24 protein-coding genes are annotated in these 25542 nt (G+C 57.6%); 10 read left to right on the top strand and 14 right to left on the bottom strand.

Going from position 1 to position 25542, the window contains the following annotated elements; genetic code table 11:
- Positions 1-2: 2 nt before the first annotated feature.
- The 5 genes from IM313_RS09255 to gpmM are packed head-to-tail and all read right to left on the bottom strand — an operon-like array spanning position 3 to position 5950.
- Positions 3-917: a hypothetical protein gene (locus IM313_RS09255; protein ID WP_192971820.1), complete on the bottom strand. Its 915-nt coding sequence runs from the start codon at positions 915-917 to the stop codon at positions 3-5.
- Positions 918-932: 15 nt separating this feature from the next.
- Positions 933-2138: a glycosyltransferase gene (locus IM313_RS09250; protein WP_192971819.1), complete on the bottom strand. Its 1206-nt coding sequence runs from the start codon at positions 2136-2138 to the stop codon at positions 933-935.
- 20 nt (positions 2139-2158) lie between these two features.
- Positions 2159-3109: a divergent polysaccharide deacetylase family protein gene (locus IM313_RS09245; protein WP_192971818.1), complete on the bottom strand. Its 951-nt coding sequence runs from the start codon at positions 3107-3109 to the stop codon at positions 2159-2161.
- A gap of 3 nt (positions 3110-3112) precedes the next feature.
- A complete protein-coding gene (envC, locus tag IM313_RS09240; protein ID WP_231940812.1) occupies positions 3113-4372 on the bottom strand; it encodes a murein hydrolase activator EnvC in 1260 nt (419 codons plus the stop codon).
- A gap of 33 nt (positions 4373-4405) precedes the next feature.
- A complete protein-coding gene (gpmM, locus tag IM313_RS09235) occupies positions 4406-5950 on the bottom strand; it encodes a 2,3-bisphosphoglycerate-independent phosphoglycerate mutase (protein ID WP_192971817.1) in 1545 nt (514 codons plus the stop codon).
- 246 nt (positions 5951-6196) lie between these two features.
- On the opposite strand from gpmM, the gene IM313_RS09230 reads away from it, so the two are divergent.
- The 5 genes from IM313_RS09230 to cysE all read left to right on the top strand — a co-directional run bounded on the left by IM313_RS09230 (position 6197) and on the right by cysE (position 9306).
- Positions 6197-6628, top strand: coding sequence for a rhodanese-like domain-containing protein (locus IM313_RS09230; RefSeq protein WP_014882007.1), 432 nt, complete (start codon positions 6197-6199; stop codon positions 6626-6628).
- An 11-nt stretch (positions 6629-6639) separates the two neighbouring features.
- Positions 6640-6891: a glutaredoxin 3 gene (gene grxC, locus IM313_RS09225; protein WP_028015037.1), complete on the top strand. Its 252-nt coding sequence runs from the start codon at positions 6640-6642 to the stop codon at positions 6889-6891.
- 32 nt (positions 6892-6923) lie between these two features.
- Positions 6924-7391 (top strand): protein-export chaperone SecB, encoded by a 468-nt coding sequence (gene secB, locus IM313_RS09220; RefSeq protein ID WP_003860835.1) that lies wholly within the window; start codon positions 6924-6926, stop codon positions 7389-7391.
- Positions 7391-8410, top strand: coding sequence for an NAD(P)H-dependent glycerol-3-phosphate dehydrogenase (gpsA, locus tag IM313_RS09215; RefSeq protein ID WP_059357133.1), 1020 nt, complete (start codon positions 7391-7393; stop codon positions 8408-8410). The genes secB and gpsA overlap by 1 nt, the downstream gene beginning before the upstream one ends.
- 74 nt (positions 8411-8484) lie before the next feature.
- Entirely contained in the window at positions 8485-9306 is an 822-nt protein-coding gene (gene cysE, locus IM313_RS09210) for a serine O-acetyltransferase (RefSeq protein WP_008502718.1), read from the top strand.
- On the opposite strand, the gene trmL is transcribed toward cysE, so the two are convergent.
- From trmL to IM313_RS09165, 9 genes are all read right to left on the bottom strand, one after another.
- On the bottom strand, positions 9303-9776 hold the full coding sequence (gene trmL / locus IM313_RS09205) for a tRNA (uridine(34)/cytosine(34)/5-carboxymethylaminomethyluridine(34)-2'-O)-methyltransferase TrmL (RefSeq protein ID WP_192971816.1): 474 nt from the start codon (positions 9774-9776) through the stop codon (positions 9303-9305). The two genes, cysE and trmL, sit on opposite strands and share 4 nt — an antisense overlap.
- 45 nt (positions 9777-9821) lie before the next feature.
- The gene (locus IM313_RS09200) at positions 9822-11162 is read right to left on the bottom strand and encodes an aromatic acid/H+ symport family MFS transporter (protein ID WP_192971815.1); all 1341 of its coding nucleotides are present in this window, start codon (positions 11160-11162) and stop codon (positions 9822-9824) included.
- 180 nt (positions 11163-11342) lie between these two features.
- Positions 11343-12530: a quinone-dependent L-lactate dehydrogenase gene (lldD, locus tag IM313_RS09195; RefSeq protein ID WP_045630252.1), complete on the bottom strand. Its 1188-nt coding sequence runs from the start codon at positions 12528-12530 to the stop codon at positions 11343-11345.
- Positions 12527-13300, bottom strand: a complete 774-nt coding sequence (gene lldR / locus IM313_RS09190; RefSeq protein WP_192971814.1) for a transcriptional regulator LldR — start codon at positions 13298-13300, stop codon at positions 12527-12529. Before lldR ends, lldD begins: the two co-directional genes overlap by 4 nt.
- A complete protein-coding gene (gene lldP, locus IM313_RS09185; RefSeq protein WP_192971813.1) occupies positions 13297-14952 on the bottom strand; it encodes an L-lactate permease in 1656 nt (551 codons plus the stop codon). The genes lldR and lldP overlap by 4 nt, the downstream gene beginning before the upstream one ends.
- A 271-nt stretch (positions 14953-15223) precedes the next feature.
- Complete coding sequence (locus IM313_RS09180; RefSeq protein ID WP_008502724.1) at positions 15224-15586, bottom strand: YibL family ribosome-associated protein; 363 nt, start codon at positions 15584-15586, stop codon at positions 15224-15226.
- 57 nt (positions 15587-15643) lie between these two features.
- Positions 15644-16234, bottom strand: a complete 591-nt coding sequence (gene mtlR / locus IM313_RS09175) for a mannitol operon repressor MtlR (protein ID WP_192971812.1) — start codon at positions 16232-16234, stop codon at positions 15644-15646.
- The gene (mtlD, locus tag IM313_RS09170; protein ID WP_192971811.1) at positions 16231-17379 is read right to left on the bottom strand and encodes a mannitol-1-phosphate 5-dehydrogenase; all 1149 of its coding nucleotides are present in this window, start codon (positions 17377-17379) and stop codon (positions 16231-16233) included. Before mtlD ends, mtlR begins: the two co-directional genes overlap by 4 nt.
- Before the next feature lie 102 nt (positions 17380-17481).
- A complete protein-coding gene (locus IM313_RS09165) occupies positions 17482-19389 on the bottom strand; it encodes a PTS mannitol transporter subunit IICBA (protein ID WP_028015047.1) in 1908 nt (635 codons plus the stop codon).
- A gap of 634 nt (positions 19390-20023) precedes the next feature.
- On the opposite strand from IM313_RS09165, the gene IM313_RS09160 reads away from it, so the two are divergent.
- The 5 genes from IM313_RS09160 (at position 20024) to selB (ending at position 25542) form a co-directional block, all read left to right on the top strand.
- Positions 20024-20380 carry a DUF3302 domain-containing protein gene (locus IM313_RS09160; protein WP_028015048.1) on the top strand — a complete coding sequence of 119 codons (357 nt, stop codon included), beginning with the start codon at positions 20024-20026 and terminating at the stop codon, positions 20378-20380.
- A 2-nt stretch (positions 20381-20382) separates the two neighbouring features.
- Positions 20383-21519, top strand: coding sequence for an HlyD family secretion protein (locus tag IM313_RS09155; protein WP_028015049.1), 1137 nt, complete (start codon positions 20383-20385; stop codon positions 21517-21519).
- Between the two features lie 90 nt (positions 21520-21609).
- Positions 21610-22218, top strand: coding sequence for a glutathione S-transferase (locus IM313_RS09150; RefSeq protein WP_028015050.1), 609 nt, complete (start codon positions 21610-21612; stop codon positions 22216-22218).
- Between the two features lie 103 nt (positions 22219-22321).
- Positions 22322-23707, top strand: a complete 1386-nt coding sequence (gene selA / locus IM313_RS09145) for an L-seryl-tRNA(Sec) selenium transferase (RefSeq protein WP_192971810.1) — start codon at positions 22322-22324, stop codon at positions 23705-23707.
- Positions 23704-25542, top strand: a complete 1839-nt coding sequence (gene selB / locus IM313_RS09140) for a selenocysteine-specific translation elongation factor (protein WP_192971809.1) — start codon at positions 23704-23706, stop codon at positions 25540-25542. The genes selA and selB overlap by 4 nt, the downstream gene beginning before the upstream one ends.

Genomic DNA, 25542 nt, shown 5'->3' with positions numbered 1-25542 from the left:
TTTTACTGATTCTTTTTCTCTTCATCCGTCAGGTAGCGCACCTTGCGGGTATAGTCCTGCCCTTTGAACAGCAATTTGTTATCCGGCGATTCCAGATACTTCTGCCATTCGGAAAGCGGGAAACCCCCGTGCGCGCCAATCACCTCTTTCGGCACAACCGCTTCCTGACCGCCGATCTTCTTGGAGACCGGCCAGTTCATCCAGTCGCCCAGGTTAACCGTTTTAACATCCAGCATGTCCAGCAGCGCAGCGAGCGGCAGCTGATCGGTCGGCGGCTGGGTATCGTCCATCAGTTCCCAGGTATCCTGGAACAGCGTCAGCCACAGCGGGCAGATGCGACGCCAGGTCTTTTTGGTTGCGGCAAGAAACGCGCCGTTAACGTGATCGATCAGATACGGGCGCACCGTTTCTTTGTAATAGGCCGGCACTTTTTCTGCGGGGGCGCCGTCCAGCTTGGCGATCATTTTGCCCTGACGGAAGCTGGAGTAGATGTGCATATCGGCCATGTTGATCTGGGGCATCTTCAGCAGGTTGAGATCGGAGTCGATCATCAATACGCCTTCTCCGCGCGCCTGAAGCGGAGCGTTAAGCTTCACCAGACGGCTGAGGTAGATTTGCTTATAGCGGTACCCCTCTTCACGTTTTGGCAGCGTGAGGGTCACAACGCGGGTTTTTGGCGGCAGCTCGCCGAAAGCGGATTCAGGCTGATCGCTGACGATAACAATCTCGCTGACGTCGGTGGCGTAACGCTCTGCAAAGGTCGCTGATAATAACGCCTCTTCGACGAAATCCGCGCCCGTACAAGGGATCACGATGGAATCAACCGCAACGAGATCGCGCGTGACCGGAAGGGAAGCGTACGGAATGTTATGACGCCCGGTAATGTGGCGGTAGCGAGCATTCAGGAATTTAAACATGTTCTTCTCGTTTGGTTATTGCGCGCCAAGAACGGCCTCGACACCGTTAACATAGCTTTCAATGGCATACACGTTGCAGACATTCTGGTGCGCGGCTGCGGCGAGCCGGGCGCGCAGAGCAGGATCCTGCCAGATATTATCCAGATGTTGAGCAAGTTGCGACACATCGCTCCACGGGAACAGCAGCCCGGTCGACTCATGGTCGATCAATTCTGCCGTGCCGGTTACCTTTGAGCCAATCACCGGAATATTCAGCAGCATTGCCTCCAGCACGACGCGGGGCAAACCTTCGCTCTTCGAAGCCAGAATAAACGCGTCAAAGGTGGCGAGATAGTCAAAAGGCGTGTTCTGGAAACCGGTAAAAATGATGTGCTCAGCAATCCCCAGCGCGTCAGCCTGCGCCGTCAGCGCGCCGCGTTCAGCCCCTTCACCGACCAGCACCATCTTCCATTTTGCCTGCGGGTGCTTCTGGCTGAACTGGGCCAGCGCCTCCAGAGTATGGTGGTTGGACTTGCGAGGGATAAGCGACCCAATGCTACCGAACACAAAGGTGTCGTCATCGATGTTCAGACGCTGGCGCATGGCGCGTCGGTCGGGTAAAGGCTGGTGGATGTCGATGGCGTTGTTGACCGTGGTACACAGCTCGGGCCGGACGCCATGCTGAAGCAACACGCGTTCAACGCCGTGCGAAACCGCGATGATTTTTGTGGCGTGGGCATTCACCAGCTTCACCAGCGGCGGGGTCAGCACCGGTTCAATCCGGCAATGCTGAATTATCCGCGCATGCAGGTTCGCGCCCGCCAGATAACCCTCTTCGTTAGAGCCCGGCTGATTGTTCATGTACAGCGTATCGAAACCGCCTTCCCTGAAAATCGTCTCGATCTTGCTGACGTTGGGCCGGATGCGCCAGAGCGTATCAATATGTCGGGTAAATACCTTGCGGGCGCTGCGCGAGAAAAATAGCAGGCTGCGGCCCAGCTCTTTCGCAACCTTCGCCCATCCGGGCTGCTTTTGCTGCGGAATGACAATTAACGGGATGCCAATGCCGTTCAACACCTGGCCGATGGTTTGTCCTTCGGCCCGGCTGTAATCACTGTAAAAACAACAGGTAATATCGAACTTCTCGCGGTTAATCCGCTTCAGAAGCTCGAGCATGCTGTTGGTGCCTCCTCCCCACTCTTTACCGGTATCGAGGAGCAGAATTTTGTGTCGCTGTGGCATCTTTCTACCTTAATCGCCTGTCACTGGGATTGGTTCGCTGAGACTTTTTTACCCCATCCCTGCCACTGGTGCTGGAAGTACTGCACCAGCGTACTTTGGCCCACGCTTTCGCTGATGACCGCAAAGAAGCGGGTTGCATGCACCGGCTCGAGCGGCTTTTTCAGCGCGCAGTTCTTCACGCCGCGGAACGGATTACGCGGCTGCGTTGCCGGAGGTTGAGCGCTCTCCGGACGAGACGTGTCTACCTGCGGTTCATTGAGCAGATCGCTCGGGCGTACCAGCGTGATATCGGCGGGTAAGGTCGGCAGCATTTGCTGCAAAACGCGAACGGTAGACGGATGCGGGTGCCCGATGGCAATCGCCGAACCGTTACGGCGCGCCAGCTGTACCGCGCGGTTGAACTGCACGCGGATATCCGCTTCGTTCTGGGAGTCGTCCAGGAAGACTTTGCGCTTGATCACCTTCACCCCCGTACCCTGAGCGGCACGCATCGCCTGGCTGTTGCCAATGGTCATGCTGTCGAGGAAATAGAGATTGTAACGCTCCAGCGCCTGCATCACCTTCAGCATACCGTACAGGCTGGAGGTCATCGCGCTACCCATATGGTTGTTCAGACCCACGGCATACGGCACCTTGTTGTAGGCGTCGCGGATGATGTGCTCGATCTCATCGCTGCTCATATCCGGGCGCAGGGTGTCTTTTTCCAGCGGCTGCTTGCTGAGCGGTGCCATCGGCAGATGGATGAGGACCTGGTGGCCGCTATTGTGCGCTTTGGTCGCCATTTCATGCGCGTGTGGCGCATTCGGCAGGACGGCGACGGAGATGGCTGACGGCATCGCCAGCACCTGATTTTCATAGTGTGGTCGATAACCGAAGTCATCAATCACGATGGCGAGTTTACCTGCATATACCGGTGCAGCCAGCGCCAGTGCGCTGACGACGGAGAGAACCATTCGACGAAATTGAAGCAAAACTTATCTTCCCAACCACGGCTGTGGATTGACCGCCTGACCCTGACGACGAATTTCGAAATAGAGTGACGGGCGGCCCTGACCGCCACTGCTGCCCACAAGGGCGATGGGTTGGCCGGCGCGCACCTGGGTGCCGACGCTGACCAGCGCGCTCTGGTTGTAGCCGTAAAGACTCATGTCGCCTTTACCATGCTCGACCACCACCACCAGCCCGTAACCCTGCAGCCAGTCGGCCAGAATCACGCGGCCATCGGCGATGGCTTTCACTTCGCTACCTTCAGACGCACCGATAACGATCCCTTTCCAACGTAGCTCACCCTGCAGCTGTTCGCCATAGCGATGCAGAATAGTGCCGCGAACGGGCCAGTAGGCCTGACCGCGCGGGGAACCCAGACCGCCGGTACGCGACATCAGGGAGCGTTCGCTTTCGCTTGGCTTGTAGGTGGTCCCTTTCCGGGAGGCTTCCTGCTGCTTGTCGCGAACCGCCTGCGCCTCGCGGGCCTCTTTTTCGGCGCGCGCCTTCGCTGCGGCTTCCGCACGGGCAATGCTGTTACGCAGTTTTGATTCGTTGGCGCGCATTTCGCTCAGCTGGCTCTGTCCTGCCTGAATGGAGGACTCAAGACCCGACAGCGTTTTCTTGCGTTCGTTACGGGCCTGCTCAAGTTTCGCCTGCTGCGCTTTTTGTTCGTAGAGCAACGTCTGCTGCTGGCTCTGCTTCTCTTCCAGCTCCGCTTTTTGGGTGGAAACCTCTTCACGCGTCTGCTTCAGCTGTGCAATGGTCTCCTGACGCGCCTGGTTCAGATAGCCGAAATAGGCCTGCAGACGCTGGCCGCGCTGGCTCTCTTCACCGCTGAGGATCAGCTGGAGTCCGGTATGCTCACCCTGGCGGAATGCGGCATCCAGCTGTGCTGCGAGGTTGCGCTCCTGCGCGTCACGCTGGCGCTCCAGTTTGGCAATCGACGCATTCATCTCGTCGATCTGTTTGTTCAACTGGGTGAGGGTGTTTTGCGTTTCACGGAGTTTACGTGCGGCAGCGGAGATGGCCTCTTCCTGCTGCTTAAGCTGGGCGAGCAGGGTGGCGCGCTGCTGTTGCTGCTGGCGTACCGCACGCTCTTTGGCGGCGATATCGGCCTGAATGGATTTCAGCTGGTCGCGGTCATCCGCGTGGGCGGATGCGGCGCACAGCAATACGCCAGCGCTGAGTGCGCTGGCGCAAAGCAGAGGTCTGACTGATAGCCTAAGCGGCTTCACGACCCATGTGATTGAAAAAATCGCCTTTCCCCTCATGGGGAGCGATTATTCCACGATGAACAGCGGCTTACCAGTCATCTCTTCAGGGATCGGCATACCCATCAGCGACAACATGGTTGGCGCGATGTCGGAAAGCTTGCCGCCTTCTACTGCTTTCAGTGATTTATCACCCACATAAATCAGTGGAACAGGCAGGTTGGTATGGGCGGTGTGCGCCTGACCGGTTGCCGGGTCGCGCATCTGCTCGGCGTTACCGTGGTCAGCGGTGATCAGCAGCTGGCCGCCAACGGACTCAACCGCTTTCGCAACCTGCTCAACGCAGTGGTCCAGCGCTTCAACCGCCTTCACTGCCGCTTCCATTACGCCGGTATGGCCGACCATGTCGCCGTTCGGGTAGTTACAAATGATGGTGTCGTACTTGCCGCTTTCGATGGCCGCGACCAATTTTTCAGTCAATTCCGCAGAGCTCATCTCTGGCTGCAGATCGTAAGTCGCAACTTTCGGCGAGTTGATCAGAATGCGCTCTTCGCCTTTGAACGGCTCTTCAACGCCGCCGTTAAAGAAGAAGGTCACGTGCGCATACTTCTCAGTTTCGGAGATACGCAGCTGGGTTTTGTCGTTCTTCGCCATCCACTCGCCGAAGGTGTTAGCCAGCGAGGCTGGTGGGTAAGCGCACGGCGCTTTGATATCTGCCGCGTATTCGGTCAGCTGGATGAAGTCGATGTTCACCACTTTTTTACGGGCGAAACCGTCGAAGTCGCTGTTGACGAACGCACGGGTGATTTCGCGCGCGCGGTCAGCGCGGAAGTTCATGAAGATCAGCGCGTCGCCATCTTCCATTGCGGCATCGGCCTGGCCTTCCGCGCGAATCACGGACGCTTTTACGAATTCATCGTTTTCATCACGCGCGTAAGCGGCTTCAAGTGCTTCAACCGCAGTCGGGAACTGGAATTCCCCTTTTGCCAGGGTCATCAGGTCATAGGCCTGTTCAACGCGATCCCAGCGGTTGTCGCGGTCCATAGCGTAGTAACGGCCAATGATGGAGGCCACGCGGCCTTTGCCCAGCGCAGTGAATTTGTCTTCGAAAGCTTTCAGGGACCCTTCTGCGCTGCGCGGTGGCGTGTCGCGACCGTCCAGGAAGGCGTGCAGGTAGATTTTTTCCGCACCGCGTTCAGCGGCCAGTTCAACCATCGCCATGATGTGATCTTCGTGGCTGTGCACGCCGCCTGCGGAGAGCAGACCCATGATGTGCACCGCTTTACCTGCCGCAACGGCTTTATCTACCGCACCGCAGAGAACCGGGTTAGCGAAGAAGGTGCGTTCTTTGATTTCGACGTCCAGACGGGTCAGATCCTGATACACGATACGACCCGCGCCGAGGTTAACGTGGCCAACTTCGGAGTTGCCCATCTGGCGATCCGGCAGGCCCACTTCCAGACCGGATGCGTCAATCAGGGTATGCGGACGTTTTGCCCACAGTGCATCCATGACCGGGGTTTTTGCGTTGAAAATAGCGTTATCCTGGCTATCTTCACGGTAGCCATAGCCATCCAGAATCACCAGTACCATAGGTTTTTTAGAAACCGACATTGCAATAACCTCATGCTCAAGAGTCAAAATTTGCGTAATTTTACTACAGCTGAATCGATCAAATAGCCGCAGAAGATCAAAGAAAATGCGGGGGCAAGATGCTGACCGGACCATTTTGAGGCATTTTTTTAGGTGGCATGCCGCAGAAAATGGATTAGGTTATGGTCGCTGGCTGTATTTGCCAGAACGCACAGGTATACTCCTGTCCTGGTTTTTTTATCACTTAGTCGGGAGTAGTTACCCTCCATGCAAGAAATTATGCAATTCGTTAGCCGCCATCCGGTACTGAGCATCGCGTGGATTGGCCTGCTGGCTGCTGTGCTGTTCACCACATTTAAGAGCCTGACGTCTAAGATTAAGGTTATCACCCGTGGTGAAGCGACGCGTCTGATTAACAAAGAAGATGCCGTCGTTGTCGATCTGCGTCAGCGTGACGATTTCCGTAAAGGTCACATTGCCGGCGCAATCAACCTGTTGCCAGCTGAAATCAAAGCCAACAACGTTGGTGAGCTTGAGAAACACAAAGCCCAGCCCATTATCGTTGTGGATGCGACCGGTATGCAGGCGCAGGAATCTGCCAGCGCGCTTTACAAAGCGGGCTTCGAAAACGTAACGGTACTGAAAGAAGGGATTTCCGGCTGGAGCGGGGAAAATCTTCCTTTGGTTCGCGGTAAATAAGGAGTTCAGTCATGGCCAATATTGAGATCTACACCAAAGCGACGTGCCCGTTCTGCCACCGTGCGAAAGCGCTGCTGAGCAGCAAAGGCGTCACGTTCCAGGAACTGCCGATTGACGGTGACGCGATCAAACGCGAAGAGATGATCCAACGTAGTGGTCGTACGACGGTTCCGCAGATTTTTATTGATGCGCAGCACATTGGCGGCTGTGATGACTTGTATGCGCTCGACGCCCGTGGTGGACTCGATCCGCTGCTGAGCTAAGAGACTTTAGGACAATTAAAAAGGGTATTTCCATGTCAGAACAAAACAACACCGAAATGACTTTCCAGATCCAGCGTATCTACACCAAGGATGTCTCTTTCGAAGCGCCAAATGCGCCGCACGTTTTCCAGAAAGACTGGCAGCCAGAGGTTAAACTTGATCTGGATACCGCATCCACCCAGCTGGCGGATGACGTGTATGAAGTCGTACTGCGTGTGACCGTGACCGCCTCTCTGGGCGAAGAAACTGCATTCCTGTGCGAAGTACAGCAGGGCGGTATCTTCTCCATCGGCGGCATCGAAGGCAACCAGATGGCGCATTGCCTGGGTGCATACTGCCCGAACATCCTGTTCCCGTATGCCCGTGAATGCATCACCAGCCTGGTTTCTCGCGGTACATTCCCGCAACTGAACCTTGCGCCAGTGAACTTTGATGCGCTGTTCATGAACTATCTGCAGCAGCAGGCTGGCGAAGGTGCCGAACAACATCAGGATGCCTGATGAGCACTGTTAATGCGTCAATGACTGTGATCGGTGCCGGCTCATACGGCACCGCTCTTGCCATCACGCTGGCAAGAAATGGTCACGACGTGGTCCTGTGGGGCCACGATCCAAAACATATCGCCACGCTGCAGCGCGACCGTTGCAATGTGGCGTTTCTCCCGGATGTTCCGTTCCCTGACACCCTGCACCTGGAAAGCGATCTTGCAACCGCGCTGGCGGCCAGCCGCAACATTTTGATTGTGGTGCCAAGCCATGTCTTTGGCGACGTGCTGAATCAGATCAAGCCGCTGATGCGCCAGGATGCGCGTATCGTCTGGGCGACCAAAGGGCTGGAAGCGGAAACCGGACGTCTGCTGCAGGACGTTGCCCGCGAAGCGCTGGGGGATGAGATCCCGCTGGCGGTCATCTCCGGGCCGACCTTTGCCAAAGAGCTGGCTGCGGGCCTGCCGACGGCGATCTCGCTGGCATCCACCGATCAGGCCTTCTCCGACGATCTCCAGCAACTGCTGCACTGCGGCAAGAGCTTCCGCGTCTACAGCAACCCCGATTTTATCGGCGTGCAGCTGGGTGGCGCGGTGAAGAACGTGATTGCCATTGGGGCCGGGATGTCTGACGGTATTGGCTTTGGCGCCAACGCGCGTACGGCGTTGATTACCCGCGGCTTAACCGAGATGTCCCGTCTGGGCGAAGCGCTGGGTGCCGATCCGGCCACCTTTATGGGGATGGCGGGCCTGGGCGATCTGGTGCTGACCTGTACCGACAACCAGTCTCGTAACCGCCGCTTTGGCATGATGCTCGGACAGGGCAGCGATGTGAAAGAGGCGCAGGAGAAGATTGGCCAGGTGGTTGAAGGCTACCGCAATACCAAAGAAGTCCGCGAGTTGGCGCACCGTTTCGGTGTCGAAATGCCAATAACCGAGGAAATTTATCAGGTATTGTATTGCGGAAAAAATGCGCGCGAGGCAGCATTGACCTTATTAGGTCGTGCGCGCAAGGACGAGCGCAGCAGTAACTAGTCGGAACCGTTGTCACCTGAATGACCCAGCCAGCGCAGAACTGGCTGGTCATTAACTATCGTCTGGAGTAAGCAATGCCGTGTGAAGAACTGGATATCGTCTGGAATAACATTAAAGCCGAAGCCCGGGCGCTGGCCGACTGTGAGCCTATGCTGGCCAGTTTCTACCACGCAACGCTACTCAAGCACGAAAACCTCGGCAGCGCCCTGAGCTATATGCTCGCCAACAAGCTGGCGTCCTCGATCATGCCCGCGATTGCGATTCGTGAGGTGGTGGAAGAGGCTTACGCCGCTGACCCGGAAATGATTGCGTCTGCCGCCTGTGATATCCAGGCCGTGCGCACCCGTGACCCGGCAGTGGATAAATACTCTACGCCGCTGCTGTACCTGAAAGGCTTCCACGCCCTGCAGGCGTACCGCATTGGCCACTGGCTATGGAATGAAGGCCGCCGCGCGCTGGCGATCTTCCTGCAAAACCAGGTTTCCGTGACGTTTCAGGTTGATATTCACCCGGCGGCGAAGATTGGCCGCGGGATCATGCTCGACCACGCCACCGGTATCGTTGTCGGGGAAACGGCGGTGATTGAAGACGACGTCTCGATCCTGCAGTCGGTTACCCTGGGCGGTACCGGAAAAACCAGCGGCGATCGCCATCCGAAAATTCGTGAAGGGGTGATGATTGGCGCGGGGGCTAAAATCCTCGGCAATATCGAAGTCGGGCGCGGCGCGAAGATTGGCGCGGGGTCGGTTGTGCTCCAGCCCGTGCCACCGCACACCACCGCCGCTGGCGTACCGGCGCGCATCGTTGGTAAGCCAGACAGCGATAAGCCGTCGATGGATATGGATCAGCACTTCAACGGCATTCACCATACCTTCGAGTATGGTGACGGCATTTAACTTCTGAGAATGGCGCCCGGGTAATCCAGCTGGCGCCAGGCTTCATACACTACCACCGACACCGCGTTCGACAGGTTCATGCTGCGACTGTCCGGCATCATCGGAATACGGATTTTCTGCTCAGCGGGCAGGGCATCGAGGATCGTGGCCGGCAGGCCGCGGGTTTCCGGGCCAAACATCAGATAGTCACCCTCCTGATAGCTCACGGCGCTGTGCGCTGGCGTGCCTTTGGTGGTCAGGGCGAACATGCGCTGCGGCCTCTCTGCTTCCAGAAACGCGGCGTAATCGTGATGGCGAACCACGGCGGTAAATTCATGGTAATCCAGCCCCGCGCGGCGCAGGCGTTTGTCGTCCCACGTAAAGCCCATCGGCTCGATGATGTGCAGACGAAAACCGGTGTTGGCGCACAGGCGGATGATATTGCCGGTGTTCGGCGGAATTTCTGGTTCGAATAAAACGATGTTAAGCATGCTGCCCCCTTAATTGCGGGGGCAGAATAGCAGAAAAGAGAGGAACTACGCGACGCCGGGTTCCTGCGAGCGGCTGTACAGCATTTTGTAGACGGTTGCCGCCGCGGCCAGCAGGGCGGGTACGCTGAGGATCATTAAAATACTGTCTGCCTGCCACTGCATGGAAAGAAGCTGGGCGCTGGTCATGGTGCCCGCCACGCCGCCAAAGCGGCCGATCCCCTGCATCCAGGCGATGCCCGTCGCGCGGCACTCGGTAGGGTAAAAGGTGGCCGCGAGGGTTTGCATGCCCGACTGCGCGCCGTTCATCGCGATCCCCATCAGGAAAATCAGCCCGCCAAACAGGGCGATATGGTTATGCTCAAGGCCAAGCAAAAGAATCAGGCCCATCGTCAGCACAAAACCACCTGCGACCACCTTGTGCGCTTCCCAGCGGTCCATCATCCAGCCCGCGAGCAGAATGCCTGCGGTGCCGCCGAAGGTAAACAGCGAGGTGAGCCAGGCGGATTCCGCCAGGGCATAACCCATCCCCTGCATCAGCGTCGGCATCCAGCTAAGCAGGACGTAGTAAATCACCAGCCCCATAAAATAAGTCACCCACAGCATCAGGGTGCCGGGTAGCCAGGGCATGGAAAACAGCTGCCCCACGCTTCCTTTTTTAGACGCGGTTTTCTCTTCCGCCAGGAAAAAGCCCGTAACGCTCTCCAGCGTGCTGCGGCTGAACCGGCTGGCAATGCGGCGAACCTGCGCGACGTCTTTCCCGCGCTGCACCAGAAACTTCACCGATTCCGGCAGCAGCAGCGCCAGCAGCACGGTTAAAATCAGCGGCGCAATCGCGCCGGTCAGCAGCACGCTTCGCCAGCCGTGGTGGGGAATAAGCCAGGAAGAGATCGCCCCGCCGCCCGCAGCGCCCAGAGGGAAGCCGCAGTACATGGTATTAATCGCCATGGCGCGGCAGCGCTGGGGGGCGAACTCTGAGATCAGCGTGATGGCGTTTGGCATCGCGGCGCCGAGCCCGAGACCCGTCAGAAAGCGCCACAGCGTCAGGGTATTCAGGCTTTGCGCCCAGGCCGTCCCCAGGCTCGCCAGGCCGAAGAACAGGCACGAAAAGACCAGCACGCGCTTGCGTCCCATCCGGTCCGATACCGGACCTGCAACAAGGGCTCCCAGCGACAGCCCCAGCAGCGCCGCACTCAGCACTGGCCCCAAATCCTGCTTATGGATCCCCCATTCTGCCGACAGCGTGGGCGCGATGTAGCCCATCGCTGCCGTATCAAAACCATCGATCGCCAGAACCAGAAAGCCCAGCACGATAAGAAGCCAGTGAAACCCTGAAAAAGGACTCTCGTCGATCACCTGCTGAATATCCACCTTACCTGAATAGGTCATACGCTCCCCTCCGATGTGATGTTGTTTTTGTGTTCTTGTATTTGCTTGTCTATACAATTGCGAACGGGAGGGATGTGTCAAATTTTCTTATCCAGAATGTTACGCAGGTGTTATTTTCAACAAAAAAAGCGCCCGAGGGGGAAATCGGACGCATGGGAAAGGTGGGGTAACGGGAGAGGATCAGGCCGCGTCGCCATGTGACAGCGGAGCCAGCGCCGCCGGCAGTTTACTCAGCTCCTGCACCAGCGAATCCTTGCTGATTTCACTGATCGACTTCGCGCCGGTCAGGGTCATCGCCACCTTCATCTCTTTCTCGATCAGGTTTAGCAGATTTGCCACGCCCGCCTGACCGGCCGTCGCCAGGGCGTAAAGATATGCGCGGCCCAGCAGCACGCTGTCGGCACCCAGGGCAATCATGCGCACCACGTCCAGCCCGTTGCGGATGCCGCTGTCGGCCAGAATGGCAATATCGCCTTTCACCGCATCGGCAATGGCCGGCAGGGCGCGGGCGGAAGAGAGCACGCCGTCGAGCTGGCGTCCGCCGTGGTTAGAGACCACAATTCCATCCGCGCCAAAACGCACCGCGTCGCGGGCATCTTCCGGGTCGAGGATCCCTTTGATCACCATCGGGCCATCCCAGAATTCGCGGATCCACTCCAGGTCTTTCCACGAGATCGACGGATCGAAATTGTTCGCCAGCCAGCCGATGTAATCCTCCAGCCCGGTCGGTTTACCGAGATAGGCCGAGATATTCCCCAGATCGTGCGGACGGCCGTTCAGACCCACATCCCACGCCCACTGTGGATGCGTTACCGCCTGCCAGTAACGGCGCATCGCGGCGTTCGGGCCGCTCATGCCGGAGTGCGCATCGCGGTAGCGCGCGCCCGGGGTCGGCATATCAACGGTAAAGACCAGCGTGGAGCAGCCCGCCGCTTTAGCGCGCTCCAGGGCGTTACGCATAAAGCCGCGATCGCGCAGGACGTACAGCTGGAACCACATCGGGCGCTTGAGGGTCGGCGCGACTTCTTCAATCGGGCAGACGGACACGGTAGAGAGGGTAAACGGAATGCCTTTGGCATCTGCCGCGGCGGCGGCCTGCACTTCGCCCCGGCGGGCGTACATGCCGCATAAGCCGACGGGCGCGAGCGCGACGGGCATGGAGAGCGTTTCGTTGAACAGTTTCGTCTCAAGGCTCAGGTCAGACATATTCTTCAGCACGCGCTGGCGCAGGGCCACTTCTGACAGATCCTCCACGTTGCGGCGCAGGGTGTATTCGGCATACGCCCCACCGTCGATGTAGTGGAACAGGAACGGCGGCAAAATGCGCTGCGCCGCGGCGCGGTAGTCACTGGCTGCTGAAATAATCATGCTTTGTTCTCCCTGGAAATATCACTTTCGCCAGGCAGACGGGTAATACGCGCCTGTCGGGCCTGGTCTTCATCAAATCGTTTAATGGTGGTGTGCACGAAGCCGAGATGCGCCATCATCGCCTTGCGCGCGGCTTCGGCATCGCCGGCCAGAATGGCGTTGAGCACCGCCTCGTGCTGTTCGGTCAGCTGGGCAAAGACCGGCGGGACCAGATACATGCGCTGGCGGCTCTGCTTCACGGAGGATTGCAGCAGGTCGAAGAACCCGCGCATGGTCTGGAGCAGCACCACGTTGTGCGACGCCTCGGCGATTGCCAGATGGAAGCGCACGTCCGCCTGGGAGGCGATGTCCGGGTCGCTGCTTAGCGTGGTCTCGAAGCAGGCTTTGAGCTTCTCTTTGTCGGCTTCGGTTGCCCGCATCGCTGCGTGCCATGCGGTACTGGTTTCGATGGCGTGACGCGCTTCAAGAATGTCGAAGCTGTAGTCCGGGTCGTTTTCCAGCAGCGTCTTCAGCGGCTGCACGATGTTTTGCTCGGACCAGTCATCATGCTGCCAGCGCACAAAGGTGCCGCCGCCGCGACGGCTCACCAGTACGCCTTCGCTGACCAGCGTCGCCAGCGCCTCGCGAAGTGAGTTACGCGATACGCCAAGCCGGGCGGCAAGCTGGCGCTCGGCGGGCAATTTCATGCCCGCTTCCAGCTGTTGTTCTTCAATCAGCGCCCGCACGCGAGAGGCAATCTCGTCGGATAGGCGTCTGGGCATCACTATCATGGGATCATCCAGGTTAAGACATAGGCCTGCAGGGTGGTGATCACGCCCACCATGCAGGTGAATATCAGGCTGTGTTTCACGGTAAAGCGGAACAGGTCCGACTCTTTGCCCACCAGTCCCACCGCCGCACAGGCAATGGCGATGGACTGCGGGGAGATCATTTTGCCGGTCACGCCGCCGGTGGTGTTCGCGGCGACCAGCAGCACGTCCGACACGCCAATCTGCTGCGCAGCCGTCGCCTGCAGGGCAGCAAACAGGGCGTTAGACGAGGTATCTGAACCCGTCAGGAACACCCCCAGCCAGCCGAGGAACGGCGAGAAGAAGGTGAACGCGTGTCCGGTGTGGGCCAGCGCTAATGCCAGCGTCGACGACAGGCCGGAGTAGTTCGAGATAAACGCGAACGCCAGCACCATGCCGATGGAGTAGATCGGCAGCATCAGCTCTTTAATCGTTGCCGCAAAAGTCTGCACCGCGGCGGCAGGCTTCATGCGCAGCCACACCACGGAAAGGAGTGCCGCAAACAGGATGGCCGTACCGGTGGCGGAGAACCAGTCAAACTTAAACACTGCCGCATACGGGGTGGCGTCGTGCACGACCGGCGGCATACGGGCAACCATCTTGTCGAGGAACGGCACGGAGATGTTAATCACCATGTCGTACAGCGCGCCGCCGGGAGCGAACAGCGCTTTAAACGGCGGTATGCTCCACAGCGTCACGGTGGCGGTCAGGAACAGGAACGGCGACCAGGCGCGGACGATCTGTCCTGCGGTATAGCCCGTGCGGGCGAGGGTCTGATCCACATGCGACGCGCCCATGTCCCCAAAGCGGAAGATACGCACCGGCTGCCAGCGTTTCAGGAACAGCGTCAGGCAGACCAGCGACACCAGGGAAGAGATAATGTCCGGCAGTTCCGGGCCGAGGAAGTTTGAGCTGAGATACTGGGCAATCGCGAACGAGCCGCCTGCCACCATCACCGCAGGCCAGGTCTCCTTCACGCCGCGCCAGCCGTCCATAATCGCCATGATCCAGAAGAGGACAATAATGGTCAGGAACGGCAGCTGGCGGCCAACCATCTGGCCGATCTCAAAGCTGTCCAGCCCGGTCACCTGTCCGGCCACCAGAATAGGAATCCCCATCGCGCCAAACGCCACCGGTGCGGTGTTCACAATCAGGCACAGGCCAGCGGCGTAGAGCGGGTTAAAGCCCAACCCGACCAGCAGCGCGGCGGTGATCGCCACCGGTGCGCCAAAACCTGCCGCGCCTTCCAGAAACGCCCCGAAGGAGAAGCCGACAATCAGCATCTGCAGGCGCTGGTCAGGCGTGATGGAGAGAATCGACGAACGAATGATGTCGAACTGCCCGGTCTTTACCGAGATTTTATAGACAAAGACCGCGGCGATGATGATCCACGCAATCGGCCACAGGCCGTAGAAGAAACCGTAGACGACGGAGGCCAGCGCGCGGTCGACCGGCATCTTGTAGAAGAACAGCGCCACCAGCAGGGCGATGGCAACGGTATACGTCGCGGCAAGGTAGCCCTTCAGCTTGAGCTTAATCAGCGCAAAGAAGAAGAACAGGATCGGTAGCGATGCGATCAGGCTCGACAGCCAGATATTGCCGGCCGGGTCGTAGTTTTGTTGCCAGAGGCTCATGCAGGTCTCCTGGGGACCAGACAGCCTGTGCTGCGGGTGAGTCTCCGCTCAACTCTGCGTCACAAGCTGTGTAAAAGTGGTCCTGCCAATATTGTGTTGTAGGGTTAATGACAATGAATGGTTAACCAGATGTTATGGAGTGGCAATGGTTTTGTGAGCGCAAATAATGGAATTGTGAACCGGGGGAGGATTGATTGCGCTATTGGTTGGACCAATTCACGCGAAGCGGAAAAGAGTTGGCCGGGTAAACGCAGCGCCACCCGGCATGAAATCAGAATGCGGTCTTACAAAAACCCGTCATCTCTTTCAGGCCCATTTCGCGGCCAAGCTCGGTCATCGGGTGAACCACCACCAGACCACGGACGCTTTTCTTCAGCTTGCCCATGTCGGCCTGCTCTTTTTTGGTGATCGCGCGGCGGTGCGGCATGTTCATCAGCTTCTGCGCTTCTTTGCTCAGCTTCTGGCCTTTCACTTCGCGCAGGCGCTCAATCTCCGCTTCCAGCTTCGCGGTCTCTTTTTCCAGCTCGGCATATTTCTCGGCGGAATCAACCAGAGACAGGCCAGCCATCTGGTGACGGATCAGATCCAGACGGTCGCTCAGGCGTTTAATTTCGTTCTTTTCGACTTCTTTCATGACAATTGACTCTAAATCGGGGGAATTACAGGGAAGGATACACCAATGTGAACGGGCTTACTTCTGAAACGCTTTTTTTAAGCTGATTTTAGAAATCAGCTCAGTCAGGGAGAGGACCATAGTGGAACGGACAACCTGTTGATAGCGCTGCTTTTGCATCGCGTACAGTTCAGGGTCGCTGTTATCAAAATGGGGAGCAGGAGGCAGGGCGGTGACGCAGTGCAGCTCGCCGAACGGCCCCAGGATTTCATCATCGGTAAAAGTGTACTCATTACCGTCATGATTGAGCTCTTCGCGCAGCGCCATTAACAGTTCAGCGTCTTCATACTCCTGGCGGTTGAGCACGCCAAGACCATAAATCAGCTTCAGACGCACCGACAGATCGCCCAGCGGTCCGTCTCCGTCCAGTAACGGTTCTACAGCGTACTTTACCGCGTAGTCGTCTTTGCGAAACACCTGAAGCACCAGGATATTCACCGCCTCGGTTAACAGCTCGACGGCGGCAATCAGGAAACTTCGTACGGTTTTGCCAGCATTCAGACGCTCAAGCACACGATTTTCAAAGGCCTGGGTTTGTTCCATTATTGCCTGCATATCTGACAATCTGTTATTCGGGCGCAGGTTTACCTGCGCCGGATTCTGCATCATTTGGTTGCGTTGTATGCGTTAACCGCCTCCGCAACCACGTCGCTGCTGGCGTCCAGACCGGAAATCTGCGCCAGCGCAGCCTGCGCGCCTTTGTCATCAATCAGCTGAGCCAGCTCAATCGCCTGCGGATCCTGCTCGCTGCGGTAGTGCATCGCGGCAACAATTCCTTTCACCAGGTTGGCGTGCGGCAGACCGTATTCCAGCGTGCCCAGCAGCGGCTTAATCAGGCGGTCGCCCGCGCTCAGCTTACGCAGCGGCTGACGGCCCACGCGCTCAACGTCATCTTTCAGATACGGGTTTTCAAAACGACCGAGGATTTTCTGGATATATGCTGCGTGTTTATCAGCATCAAAACCGTAGCGTTTGATCAGCACCGCGCCGCTCTCTTCCATTGCCCCTTTCACCACCGCGCGGATCTGCTCATCGAGGATCGCGTCGCGAATGGTCTGATGACCGGCCAATTTTCCGAGGTACGCGGTTATAGCATGCCCGGTGTTCAGCGTGAAGAGTTTGCGTTCGACAAATGCCATCAGGTTATCAGTGAGTTCCATTCCCGGAATGGTCGGCAGCGCGCCCTTGAACTGAGTTTTATCGACGATCCACTCGCTGAAGGTTTCAACCGTGACTTCCAGCGGATCGTTGGTGGCGGATTCGGACGGCGGAACGATACGGTCTACAGCGGAATCCACAAACCCGACGTGCGCTTCAACCCAGGCTTTATCTTCCTCAGCCACGGCCGCCATAACGTGGCCTTTCAGCTGCGTGGTGCCGCGCACCATGTTTTCACAGGCGATGATGTTCAGCGGTGTTTCAATGCCCTGTGCTTTACGCTTCGTCAGGCCTTTCGCGACAGCAGGAGCAATACGTTCAAGCACCACCGGACCCACGGCGGTGGTCACCAGATCAACGCTGGCGATCAGGTCAATCACGTCGTCGCCGATGCTGCTGACCGCGTTGACGCCAGAGACGGTTTCAACCTGTTCGTTTTCACCCACCACATGAACCTGATAGCTATGACGGGCATTCAGGGCATCCAGAACCACCTGATTCACATCGGCGAATGTCAGGGTAATGCCCGCGTCTGCCAGCAGTTTACCGATAAAGCCACGACCGATATTACCTGCGCCAAAATGTAATGCTTTCATAGTGTTAACCTTCATCAATGTTTTTACCCGAGAGGGCTGGGGTGAGGAACGTTTCCCCCTCACCCTAGCCCTCTCCCCGAAGGGGAGAGGGAAGAGGCGCTGCTATTTGTTGAGCAGGGCCAGAACTTCTTCAACGCTTTCAGTTTGTGCCAGGCGCTCGATGACGGACTCATCATCCAGCGCGTTGGTCAGGCTGGTAATCACCTGAATATGCTCGTTGTTGCGAGCTGCGATACCAATCACCAGACGGGCGATGTCGTCCTCTTCTTCACCGAAGCGCACGCCGTCAGGATACTGACAGAACACCACGCCGGTTTTCAGCACGCGGTCTTTTGCTTCAACCGTACCGTGCGGAACCGCGATGGATTCACCCAGGTAGGTTGGCGTCAGTTTTTCACGTTCCAGCATCGCGTCAACGTATTCTGGCTGAACGTAGCCGCCCTTCACCAGCTGTTCACCGGCAAAGCGAATCGCCTCTTCTTTGGTGCTCGCGGTACGGCCGAGGAAGATGTTCTCCGCGCCCAGCTTAAACAGGTGAGCGTTGCTTTCGTCAAAACTGTCCTGCAGGCTGGTGCGCACTTTCACTTCGTTGTCTTCGTGACGCTGCGCGGCAACCAGACGTTCGGTCAGGCTGGTGTACAGGCCGCTGTCCAGGAAGTTGGTCAGCGAGATGTGCTGTGCCTGCGGTACCTGACGCATAGCGCGCTCGGTCAGATCGCGGTGCGTGATGACCAGGTCAACGTCCGGCGGTAGGTTGTTAATCGCGCTGTTGGTTACGGAGATATTGGTCAGGCCCGCATCCTGCACTTTCTTACGCAGCACGCCGGCACCCATTGCGCTGGAACCCATACCGGCGTCGCAGGCAACGATGATTTTACGCACGTGGCTCAGGTCGTTAGAGACATCGCCAGCCGCCAGCGGGGTCGCACCTTTGGATTCGGCTTTCATGTCGTGCATACGACGGGTTGCCGCTTCGATATCGTCGTCTTCTTTCACCTTGCTGGTTTTCAGCAGGATAGAAGAGACCACGAAGGAGACCGCCATCGCCGCACAGATCGCCGCGATGTTCGCGAAGTACGCGCCTTTCGGCGTCATCGCCAGCACCGCCAGGATAGAGCCTGGAGAAGCAGGGGAGACCAGACCGCCGCCCAGCACGCTCAGGGTGAACACACCAGTCATACCGCCGAGGATAACGGCCAGGATCAGACGTGGGTTCATCAGCACGTACGGGAAGTAAATTTCGTGGATACCGCCCAGGAAGTGGATGATAGCCGCGCCGCCAGCAGACTGCTTCGCGCTGCCGCGACCAAAGAACATGTACGCCAGCAGAACGCCCATACCCGGACCCGGGTTCGCTTCAATCAGGAAGAAGATGGACTTACCGAGATCGTGAGACTGCTGAATACCCAGCGGCGAGAAGATACCGTGGTTAATGGCGTTGTTCAGGAACAGGATTTTCGCCGGTTCAACGAAGATAGACGCCAGTGGCAGCATGTCGTGCGCCACCATGAAGTTAACGCCCGCTGCCAGCAGTTTGGACAGCACTTCAACAGCCGGACCAATGCCGAGGAACGCCAGAATCGCGAGGATCATCCCGATGATGCCCGCAGAGAAGTTGTTCACCAGCATTTCGAAGCCGGACTTGATCTTGCCATCAACCCAGACGTCGAATTTCTTAATCGCCCAGCCGCCCAGAGGACCGGCAATCATCGCACCGAGGAACATCGGCATATCCGCACCGACGATCACGCCCATGGTTGTGATGGCACCCACGACGCCACCACGGTCACCGCCCACCAGACGACCACCGGTATAACCGATGAGCAGCGGCAGGAGATAGGTAATCATTGGGCCAACAAGTTTCGCCAGCGTTTCGTTAGGCAACCACCCTGTCGGAATGAACAATGCGGTGATAATACCCCACGCGATAAACGCGCCGATATTTGGCATCACCATGTTGCTGAGGAAACGACCAAAGCTTTGAACTTTGATCTTGAAATCGGATGACATAAAACACCCCTTCTTCTGTTTACGCTTAGGCTTGCGGCCCGAGGTTTATTGTTAATGAGGCGGCAGAGGTAGCCGGACCCTGTTCTGATGCTGTGAAATCTGGCACTGAATCGTTCAACTGTCCAGACAGCGGAATTTTGTGTGATGCATGTCACGTAAATGTAGGGGGTGTGGCGTTGAATGAAGTGATCTGAGTCACAAAATAGACGAGTAAAAAAAATACGATGGCGAAAAATAGAGCAAAAACCACCTCTTTATGTGATTAATGTCACGTTTTGCTTTTGCGGGTTTGTTTCTGGATTGTGACTGGTTTCACAAAATATTTTTATGCCGATTTCTCCGACTGCGATCGGCGTCAGGACGGCCTTGAGTAACACGGAAAGCTAATAAAACAGTTTACATATGTAGTATGGCGGAAAGTTGAAACCTGAATTACGCTCATAATGTAAGGTTGAGTATATTATTATTCAGGATATATTTTGACACGCTTATAAACTTGCGTGGAGATATTATAAAAACCGATACTCCCCGGCTCTGAAATAATCAGTGTGCCTTTTAAATTTAAAAATAAATTAATTAGGCTGCGTGCTGTTTTATTAATGTAATGAGTTGACGTTGTTTAAGTGAGGAGACTATGTTTCTCAACTATTTTGCGCTGGGCGTGTTGATTTTTGTATTTCTGGTTCTTTTTTACGGAATCATCGCTATCCATGACATCCCCTATAATATGGCTAAAAAGCGTAATCATCCCCATGCCGATGCTATTCATACGGCAGGCTGGATCAGCCTGTTTACGCTCCATGCCATCTGGCCGTTCCTGTGGATTTGGGCCACGCTGTACCGTGAAGATCGCGGCTGGGGCATGCAGAACCACATCACTAAGCCTGATGAAGTTCCGGGGATGGATGCGCTGGCCAAACGCGTGGCCGAGTTAGAACACAAGCTGGCAGCGGTTCAGCCCTCTGATGATAAAAACACGCTGGAGCGCTAATCATGGATCTGTTGATTATTCTGACCTATGTGGCATTTGCCTGGGCAATCTTTAAAATATTTCGTATTCCGGTAAATCAGTGGACGCTTGCTACCGCGACGTTAGGCGGGGTGTTTATTGTTGCCGGACTCATTCTGCTAATGAACTATAACCATCCGTATACCTTTACGGCGCAAAAAGCGGTAATTTCCATTCCGATTACGCCGCAGGTCACAGGGGTGGTTACTGAAGTGACCGATAAAAATAACCAGCTCATTAAAAAAGGCGAAGTGTTATTTAAACTGGATCCGGGCCGCTATCAGGCGCGCGTCGACAGACTGAAGGCGGACCTGGTGACCGCGACGCACAATATCGACACTCTGAAAGCGCAGCTTTCGGAAGCGGTTGCCAATACGACACGCGTCTCCGCTGAGCGCGATCGACTATATAAAGATTATCAGCGCTACCTCAAAGGCAGCCAGGCGAAGGTGAATCCGTTCTCTGAAAGCGATATTGATAACGCGCGGCAGAACTATCTGGCGCAGGATGCCATGGTGAAAGGCTCCGTTGCTGAGCAGACGCAGATTCAAAGCCAGCTGGACAGCATGGTGAACGGCGAGCAGTCGCAGATTGCCTCGTTACGCGCCCAGCTTGCTGAAGCAAAATACAACCTCGATCAGACCGTGGTGCGCGCGCCGAGCAATGGCTATATCACCCAGGTGCTGATTCGTCCGGGAACCTATGCCGCCGCGCTGCCGCTGCGCCCGGTGATGGTCTTCATTCCTGAACAGAAGCGCCAGATTGTGGCCCAGTTCCGTCAGAACTCGCTGCTGCGTCTGAAGCCGGGCGATGAAGCGGAAGTGGTATTTAACGCGCTGCCGGGCCAGGTGTTCACCGGTAAGCTCACCAGCGTTCTGCCGGTAGTGCCGGGCGGGTCGTATCAGGCGCAGGGTGCCTTGCAGGCACTGACCGTTGCGCCGGGTACGGATGGGGTACAGGCGCTGATTGAACTGGAGCCTAACGCCGACGTCGATGCTTTGCCGGACGGTATTTATGCCCAGGTGGCGGTCTATTCGGATCATTTCGCCCACGTCTCGGTGATGCGTAAAGTGCTGCTGCGTATGACCAGCTGGATGCACTACCTCTATCTCGATCACTAATCCTTCCGGGGCGGGAATGCGACACGCATATCTGCCCTTTTTTCATCGCTTGATCCATACTGACTTTTTCCCGGCATCAAGGATCAGGCAATGAAACTCATCGGTAGCTACACCAGTCCCTTCGTGCGAAAAATCTCGATTCTCCTGCTGGAGAAAGGGATTGAATTTGAATTCGTTAATGAACAGCCCTACAACGCCGAAAACGGCGTCGCGCAGTATAACCCGCTGGGGAAAGTTCCGGCGCTGGTGACGGACGAGGGCGAATACTGGTTCGATTCCCCCATTATTGCGGAGTATATCGAACAGCTGGGCATTGCCCCGGCAATGCTGCCGTCTGACCCTAAAGCGGCGCTGGCGGTGAAGCAAATTGAAGCCCTGGCCGACGGCATTATGGATGCAGCACTCACCTCCGTTCGCGAGCAGGCAAGGCCCGCCGCCCAGCAGTCAGAAAGCGAGCTGCTGCGCCAGCGGGAAAAAATCAGCCGCAGTCTGGATATGTGTGAAAAGCTTATCCGGGAGGGCAAGATCCACACCGACAGCCTGGATCTGGCAACCATCGCCATCGCCTGCGCCATCGGCTATCTCAACTTCCGCCGGGTGTCCCCTGGCTGGTGCGTTGACCGTCCGCTGCTGGTGAAACTCGCAGAAACGCTCTTTAGCCGCGAGAGCTTTGCCCGCACCGAACCGCCAAAGGCTTGACGCGGGTTATAACACTTCGGCGTCGGAGGCGGTACAATCCCTCCATATGTTAACTCCCTCTCCCGTCGGGAGGGGGGAAGATATTTACTCGCCAGGCGCTTTCATGACTACTCATCATTCGCTGTACAGCCAGATCCCCGCGACCGACCGACTTCTTCGCGAGCCCCGCATTCACGCTGCCGTTGAGCGCTTCGGCCATACCGCGACGGTGGAGATGTTACGTCTGCTTCAGGATGAAGCCCGAGGCCATATCCAGGCCGAAAACGCCTTGCCCGACTGGTGTGCAGCGTGGGAGCAGGAAGTTGAGCATCGGCTGGGTGAGAAGGCGCAAAGCGCGTTACGCCCGGTGGTCAACCTGACAGGGACCGTGCTGCACACCAACCTGGGACGCGCCCAGCAGGCGGAAGAGGCGGTGGCTGCGGTCGTGCAGGCCATGCGCTCGCCGGTGACGCTGGAGTACGATCTGGACGGCGCCGGGCGCGGGCATCGCGATCGCGCGCTGGCGGATCTGCTCTGCCAGCTAACCGGTGCGGAAGATGCCTGCATTGTGAATAACAACGCGGCGGCGGTGCTGCTGATGCTGGCGGCGACCGCGAGCGGCAGAGAGGTGGTGGTGTCCCGCGGCGAGCTGGTGGAGATTGGCGGGGCGTTTCGCATCCCGGACGTGATGCGCCAGGCGGGCTGCACGCTGCATGAAGTGGGTACGACTAACCGTACCCATGCGAAAGATTATCGCGCGGCGGTGAATGAAAACACCGCCCTGCTGATGAAGGTCCACACCAGCAATTATCATATTGAAGGCTTCACCAAAACGGTTGAAGAGGCCGAGCTGGCGGCGATTGGGCGCGAGCTGAATATTCCGGTGATTGCCGATCTCGGCAGCGGTTCGCTGGTGGATCTCAGCCAGTACGGGCTGCCTAAAGAGCCGATGCCGCAAGAGATGATTGCGGCGGGCGTGAGCCTGGTCAGCTTTTCCGGCGACAAACTGCTGGGCGGGCCGCAGGCCGGAATTATCGTCGGCAAGCGCGAGCTGATTGCGCAGCTGCAGCAGCACCCGCTCAAACGCGCCCTGCGCGCCGATAAAATGACCCTTGCCGCGCTGGACGCGACGCTGCGCCTCTATCTCCACCCGGAGAAACTGGCTGACCGCCTGCCCACGCTGCGCCTGTTAAGCCGGGATGCCGCCTCGATTCGCGACCAGGCCGAACTGCTGCTGCCGCGCGTTGCCCCGCACTACCCCGATTTTGACGTTCGCATTGAGCCCTGCCAGTCGCAAATTGGCAGCGGTTCGCTGCCGGTGGACAGGCTGCCGAGTCAAGCGCTCACCTTCACCCCGCGTGACGGGCGCGGTAGCCGCCTTGAGGCCCTGTCGTTGCGCTGGCGTGGCCTGCCGACACCGGTTATCGGACGGATTTACGACGGCCGCATGTGGCTGGATCTGCGCTGCCTTGAAGATGAAGAGCGATTTCTGGAGATGTTGTTGAAATGATTATTGCCACCGCCGGTCACGTCGACCACGGAAAAACCACGTTACTGCAGGCAATTACCGGCATAAACGCCGATCGTCTGCCGGAAGAGAAAAAGCGCGGCATGACCATCGATCTTGGCTATGCCTATTGGCCCCAGCCCGATGGCCGCGTGCTGGGCTTTATTGATGTTCCGGGGCATGAAAAATTTCTTTCCAACATGCTGGCGGGCGTGGGGGGCATCGATCATGCCCTGCTTGTGGTGGCCTGCGATGACGGCGTGATGGCGCAAACCCGTGAGCATCTGGCGATCCTCCAGCTGACAGGCAACCCGCAGCTGACCGTGGCGCTGACGAAAGCCGATCGCGTTGACGACGCGCGCGTCAGCGAGGTGCGCGAAGCGGTGCAGGCGACCTTACGGGAATATGGTTTTGCCGATGCACCGCTTTTTGTCACCGTAGCGACAGAAGAGCGCGGTATCGGCGAACTTCGCCACCATTTGCAGCAGCTTTCGTCGCGAGACCACGCCAGCCATCACCGCTTCCGTCTGGCGATTGACCGGGCGTTTACCGTCAAAGGTGCGGGGCTGGTGGTCACCGGTACGGCGTTAAGCGGTGAAGTGAAGGTGGGCGATAGCCTCTGGCTGACGGGCGTTAATAAACCGATGCGCGTGCGCGGCTTACATGCGCAAAATCAGCCTGCGGAGCACGCCCACGCCGGGCAGCGGATCGCGCTCAACATTGCCGGGGATGCGGAAAAAGAGCAGCTTAACCGCGGCGACTGGCTGCTGGCCGACGCCCCGCCCGAGCCGTCTGAACGCGTCATCGTTTCCCTGCAGACAAACGTCCCGCTGACCCAATGGCAGCCGCTGCATATTCACCACGCGGCCAGCCATATCACCGGGCGCGTGTCCCTGCTGGAAAACGATCTTGCCGAACTGGTTTTTGATTCGCCGCTCTGGCTGGCGGATAACGACCGTCTGGTACTGCGGGACATTTCCGCACGGGAAACGCTGGCCGGGGCGCGGGTAGTGACGCTGAACCCGCCGCGACGCGGCAAGCGTAAGCCTGAATACCTGCAATGGCTGGCTGCGCTTGCACAGGCTCAGGATGATAACGCCGCGCTGCGGGTGCATCTTGAGCGCGGGGCCGTGAGCCTGAGTGATTTTACATGGGCACGCCAGCTGAGCGGCGAAGGGTTGCATCAGCTGACCCAGCAGCCGGGCTTTATTCAGGCCGGCAACAGCCTGCTCGATGCGCCGGTTGCGGCAAACTGGCAGCGTAAGATCCTGAACACGCTCGCCACTTACCATGAACAGCATCAGGATGAACCCGGTCCTGGTCGCGAGCGCCTGCGACGCATGGCGCTGCCGATGGAAGACGATGCGCTGGTGCTGCTGCTGATTGAAAACATGCGCGAAAGCGGGGTGATTAAAAGCCATCACGGCTGGCTGCACCTGCCGGATCACAAAGCCGGGTTCACCGCAGAGCAGGAGGCAATCTGGCAAAAAGTGGCCTCGCTGTTTGGCGATGAACCGTGGTGGGTTCGCGATCTGGCGCGTGAAACGAACACCGACGAGCAGGTGATGCGCCAGGTATTGCGCCATGCGGCGCAGCAGGGGCTGATAGTCGCGATCGTGAAAGATCGTTATTACCGTAACGATCGCATTGTGGCGTTTGCTAACCTGATCCGCGAACTGGATCAGGCGCGCGGCTCCACCTGCGCAGCCGATTTCCGCGACCGGCTGAACGTTGGCCGCAAGCTGGCGATCCAGATCCTGGAATATTTCAACCGCATCGGTTTTACGCGTCGCCGGGGTAATGACCATCTGCTTCGCGACGCGCAGCTGTTCCCCTGA

Source organism: Enterobacter cloacae complex sp. P2B (assembly GCF_014895985.1).
GTDB lineage: Bacteria > Pseudomonadota > Gammaproteobacteria > Enterobacterales > Enterobacteriaceae > Enterobacter > Enterobacter bugandensis.
This window is presented reverse-complemented; position numbering and strand designations above follow the sequence as displayed.

Bases quoted from the DNA above. Each gene is read 5' to 3' on its own strand.
- IM313_RS09255 (WP_192971820.1), bottom strand. From the start codon at position 917: ATGTTTAAATTCCTGAATGCTCGCTACCGCCACATTACCGGGCGTCAT.
- IM313_RS09250 (WP_192971819.1), bottom strand. From the start codon at position 2,138: ATGCCACAGCGACACAAAATTCTGCTCCTCGATACCGGTAAAGAGTGG.
- gpmM (WP_192971817.1), bottom strand. From the start codon at position 5,950: ATGTCGGTTTCTAAAAAACCTATGGTACTGGTGATTCTGGATGGCTAT.
- IM313_RS09230 (WP_014882007.1), top strand. From the start codon at position 6,197: ATGCAAGAAATTATGCAATTCGTTAGCCGCCATCCGGTACTGAGCATC.
- grxC (WP_028015037.1), top strand. From the start codon at position 6,640: ATGGCCAATATTGAGATCTACACCAAAGCGACGTGCCCGTTCTGCCAC.
- secB (WP_003860835.1), top strand. From the start codon at position 6,924: ATGTCAGAACAAAACAACACCGAAATGACTTTCCAGATCCAGCGTATC.
- gpsA (WP_059357133.1), top strand. From the start codon at position 7,391: ATGAGCACTGTTAATGCGTCAATGACTGTGATCGGTGCCGGCTCATAC.
- cysE (WP_008502718.1), top strand. From the start codon at position 8,485: ATGCCGTGTGAAGAACTGGATATCGTCTGGAATAACATTAAAGCCGAA.
- trmL (WP_192971816.1), bottom strand. From the start codon at position 9,776: ATGCTTAACATCGTTTTATTCGAACCAGAAATTCCGCCGAACACCGGC.
- IM313_RS09200 (WP_192971815.1), bottom strand. From the start codon at position 11,162: ATGACCTATTCAGGTAAGGTGGATATTCAGCAGGTGATCGACGAGAGT.
- lldD (WP_045630252.1), bottom strand. From the start codon at position 12,530: ATGATTATTTCAGCAGCCAGTGACTACCGCGCCGCGGCGCAGCGCATT.
- lldR (WP_192971814.1), bottom strand. From the start codon at position 13,300: ATGATAGTGATGCCCAGACGCCTATCCGACGAGATTGCCTCTCGCGTG.
- lldP (WP_192971813.1), bottom strand. From the start codon at position 14,952: ATGAGCCTCTGGCAACAAAACTACGACCCGGCCGGCAATATCTGGCTG.
- IM313_RS09180 (WP_008502724.1), bottom strand. From the start codon at position 15,586: ATGAAAGAAGTCGAAAAGAACGAAATTAAACGCCTGAGCGACCGTCTG.
- mtlR (WP_192971812.1), bottom strand. From the start codon at position 16,234: ATGATGCAGAATCCGGCGCAGGTAAACCTGCGCCCGAATAACAGATTG.
- mtlD (WP_192971811.1), bottom strand. From the start codon at position 17,379: ATGAAAGCATTACATTTTGGCGCAGGTAATATCGGTCGTGGCTTTATC.
- IM313_RS09165 (WP_028015047.1), bottom strand. From the start codon at position 19,389: ATGTCATCCGATTTCAAGATCAAAGTTCAAAGCTTTGGTCGTTTCCTC.
- IM313_RS09160 (WP_028015048.1), top strand. From the start codon at position 20,024: ATGTTTCTCAACTATTTTGCGCTGGGCGTGTTGATTTTTGTATTTCTG.
- IM313_RS09155 (WP_028015049.1), top strand. From the start codon at position 20,383: ATGGATCTGTTGATTATTCTGACCTATGTGGCATTTGCCTGGGCAATC.
- IM313_RS09150 (WP_028015050.1), top strand. From the start codon at position 21,610: ATGAAACTCATCGGTAGCTACACCAGTCCCTTCGTGCGAAAAATCTCG.
- selA (WP_192971810.1), top strand. From the start codon at position 22,322: ATGACTACTCATCATTCGCTGTACAGCCAGATCCCCGCGACCGACCGA.
- selB (WP_192971809.1), top strand. From the start codon at position 23,704: ATGATTATTGCCACCGCCGGTCACGTCGACCACGGAAAAACCACGTTA.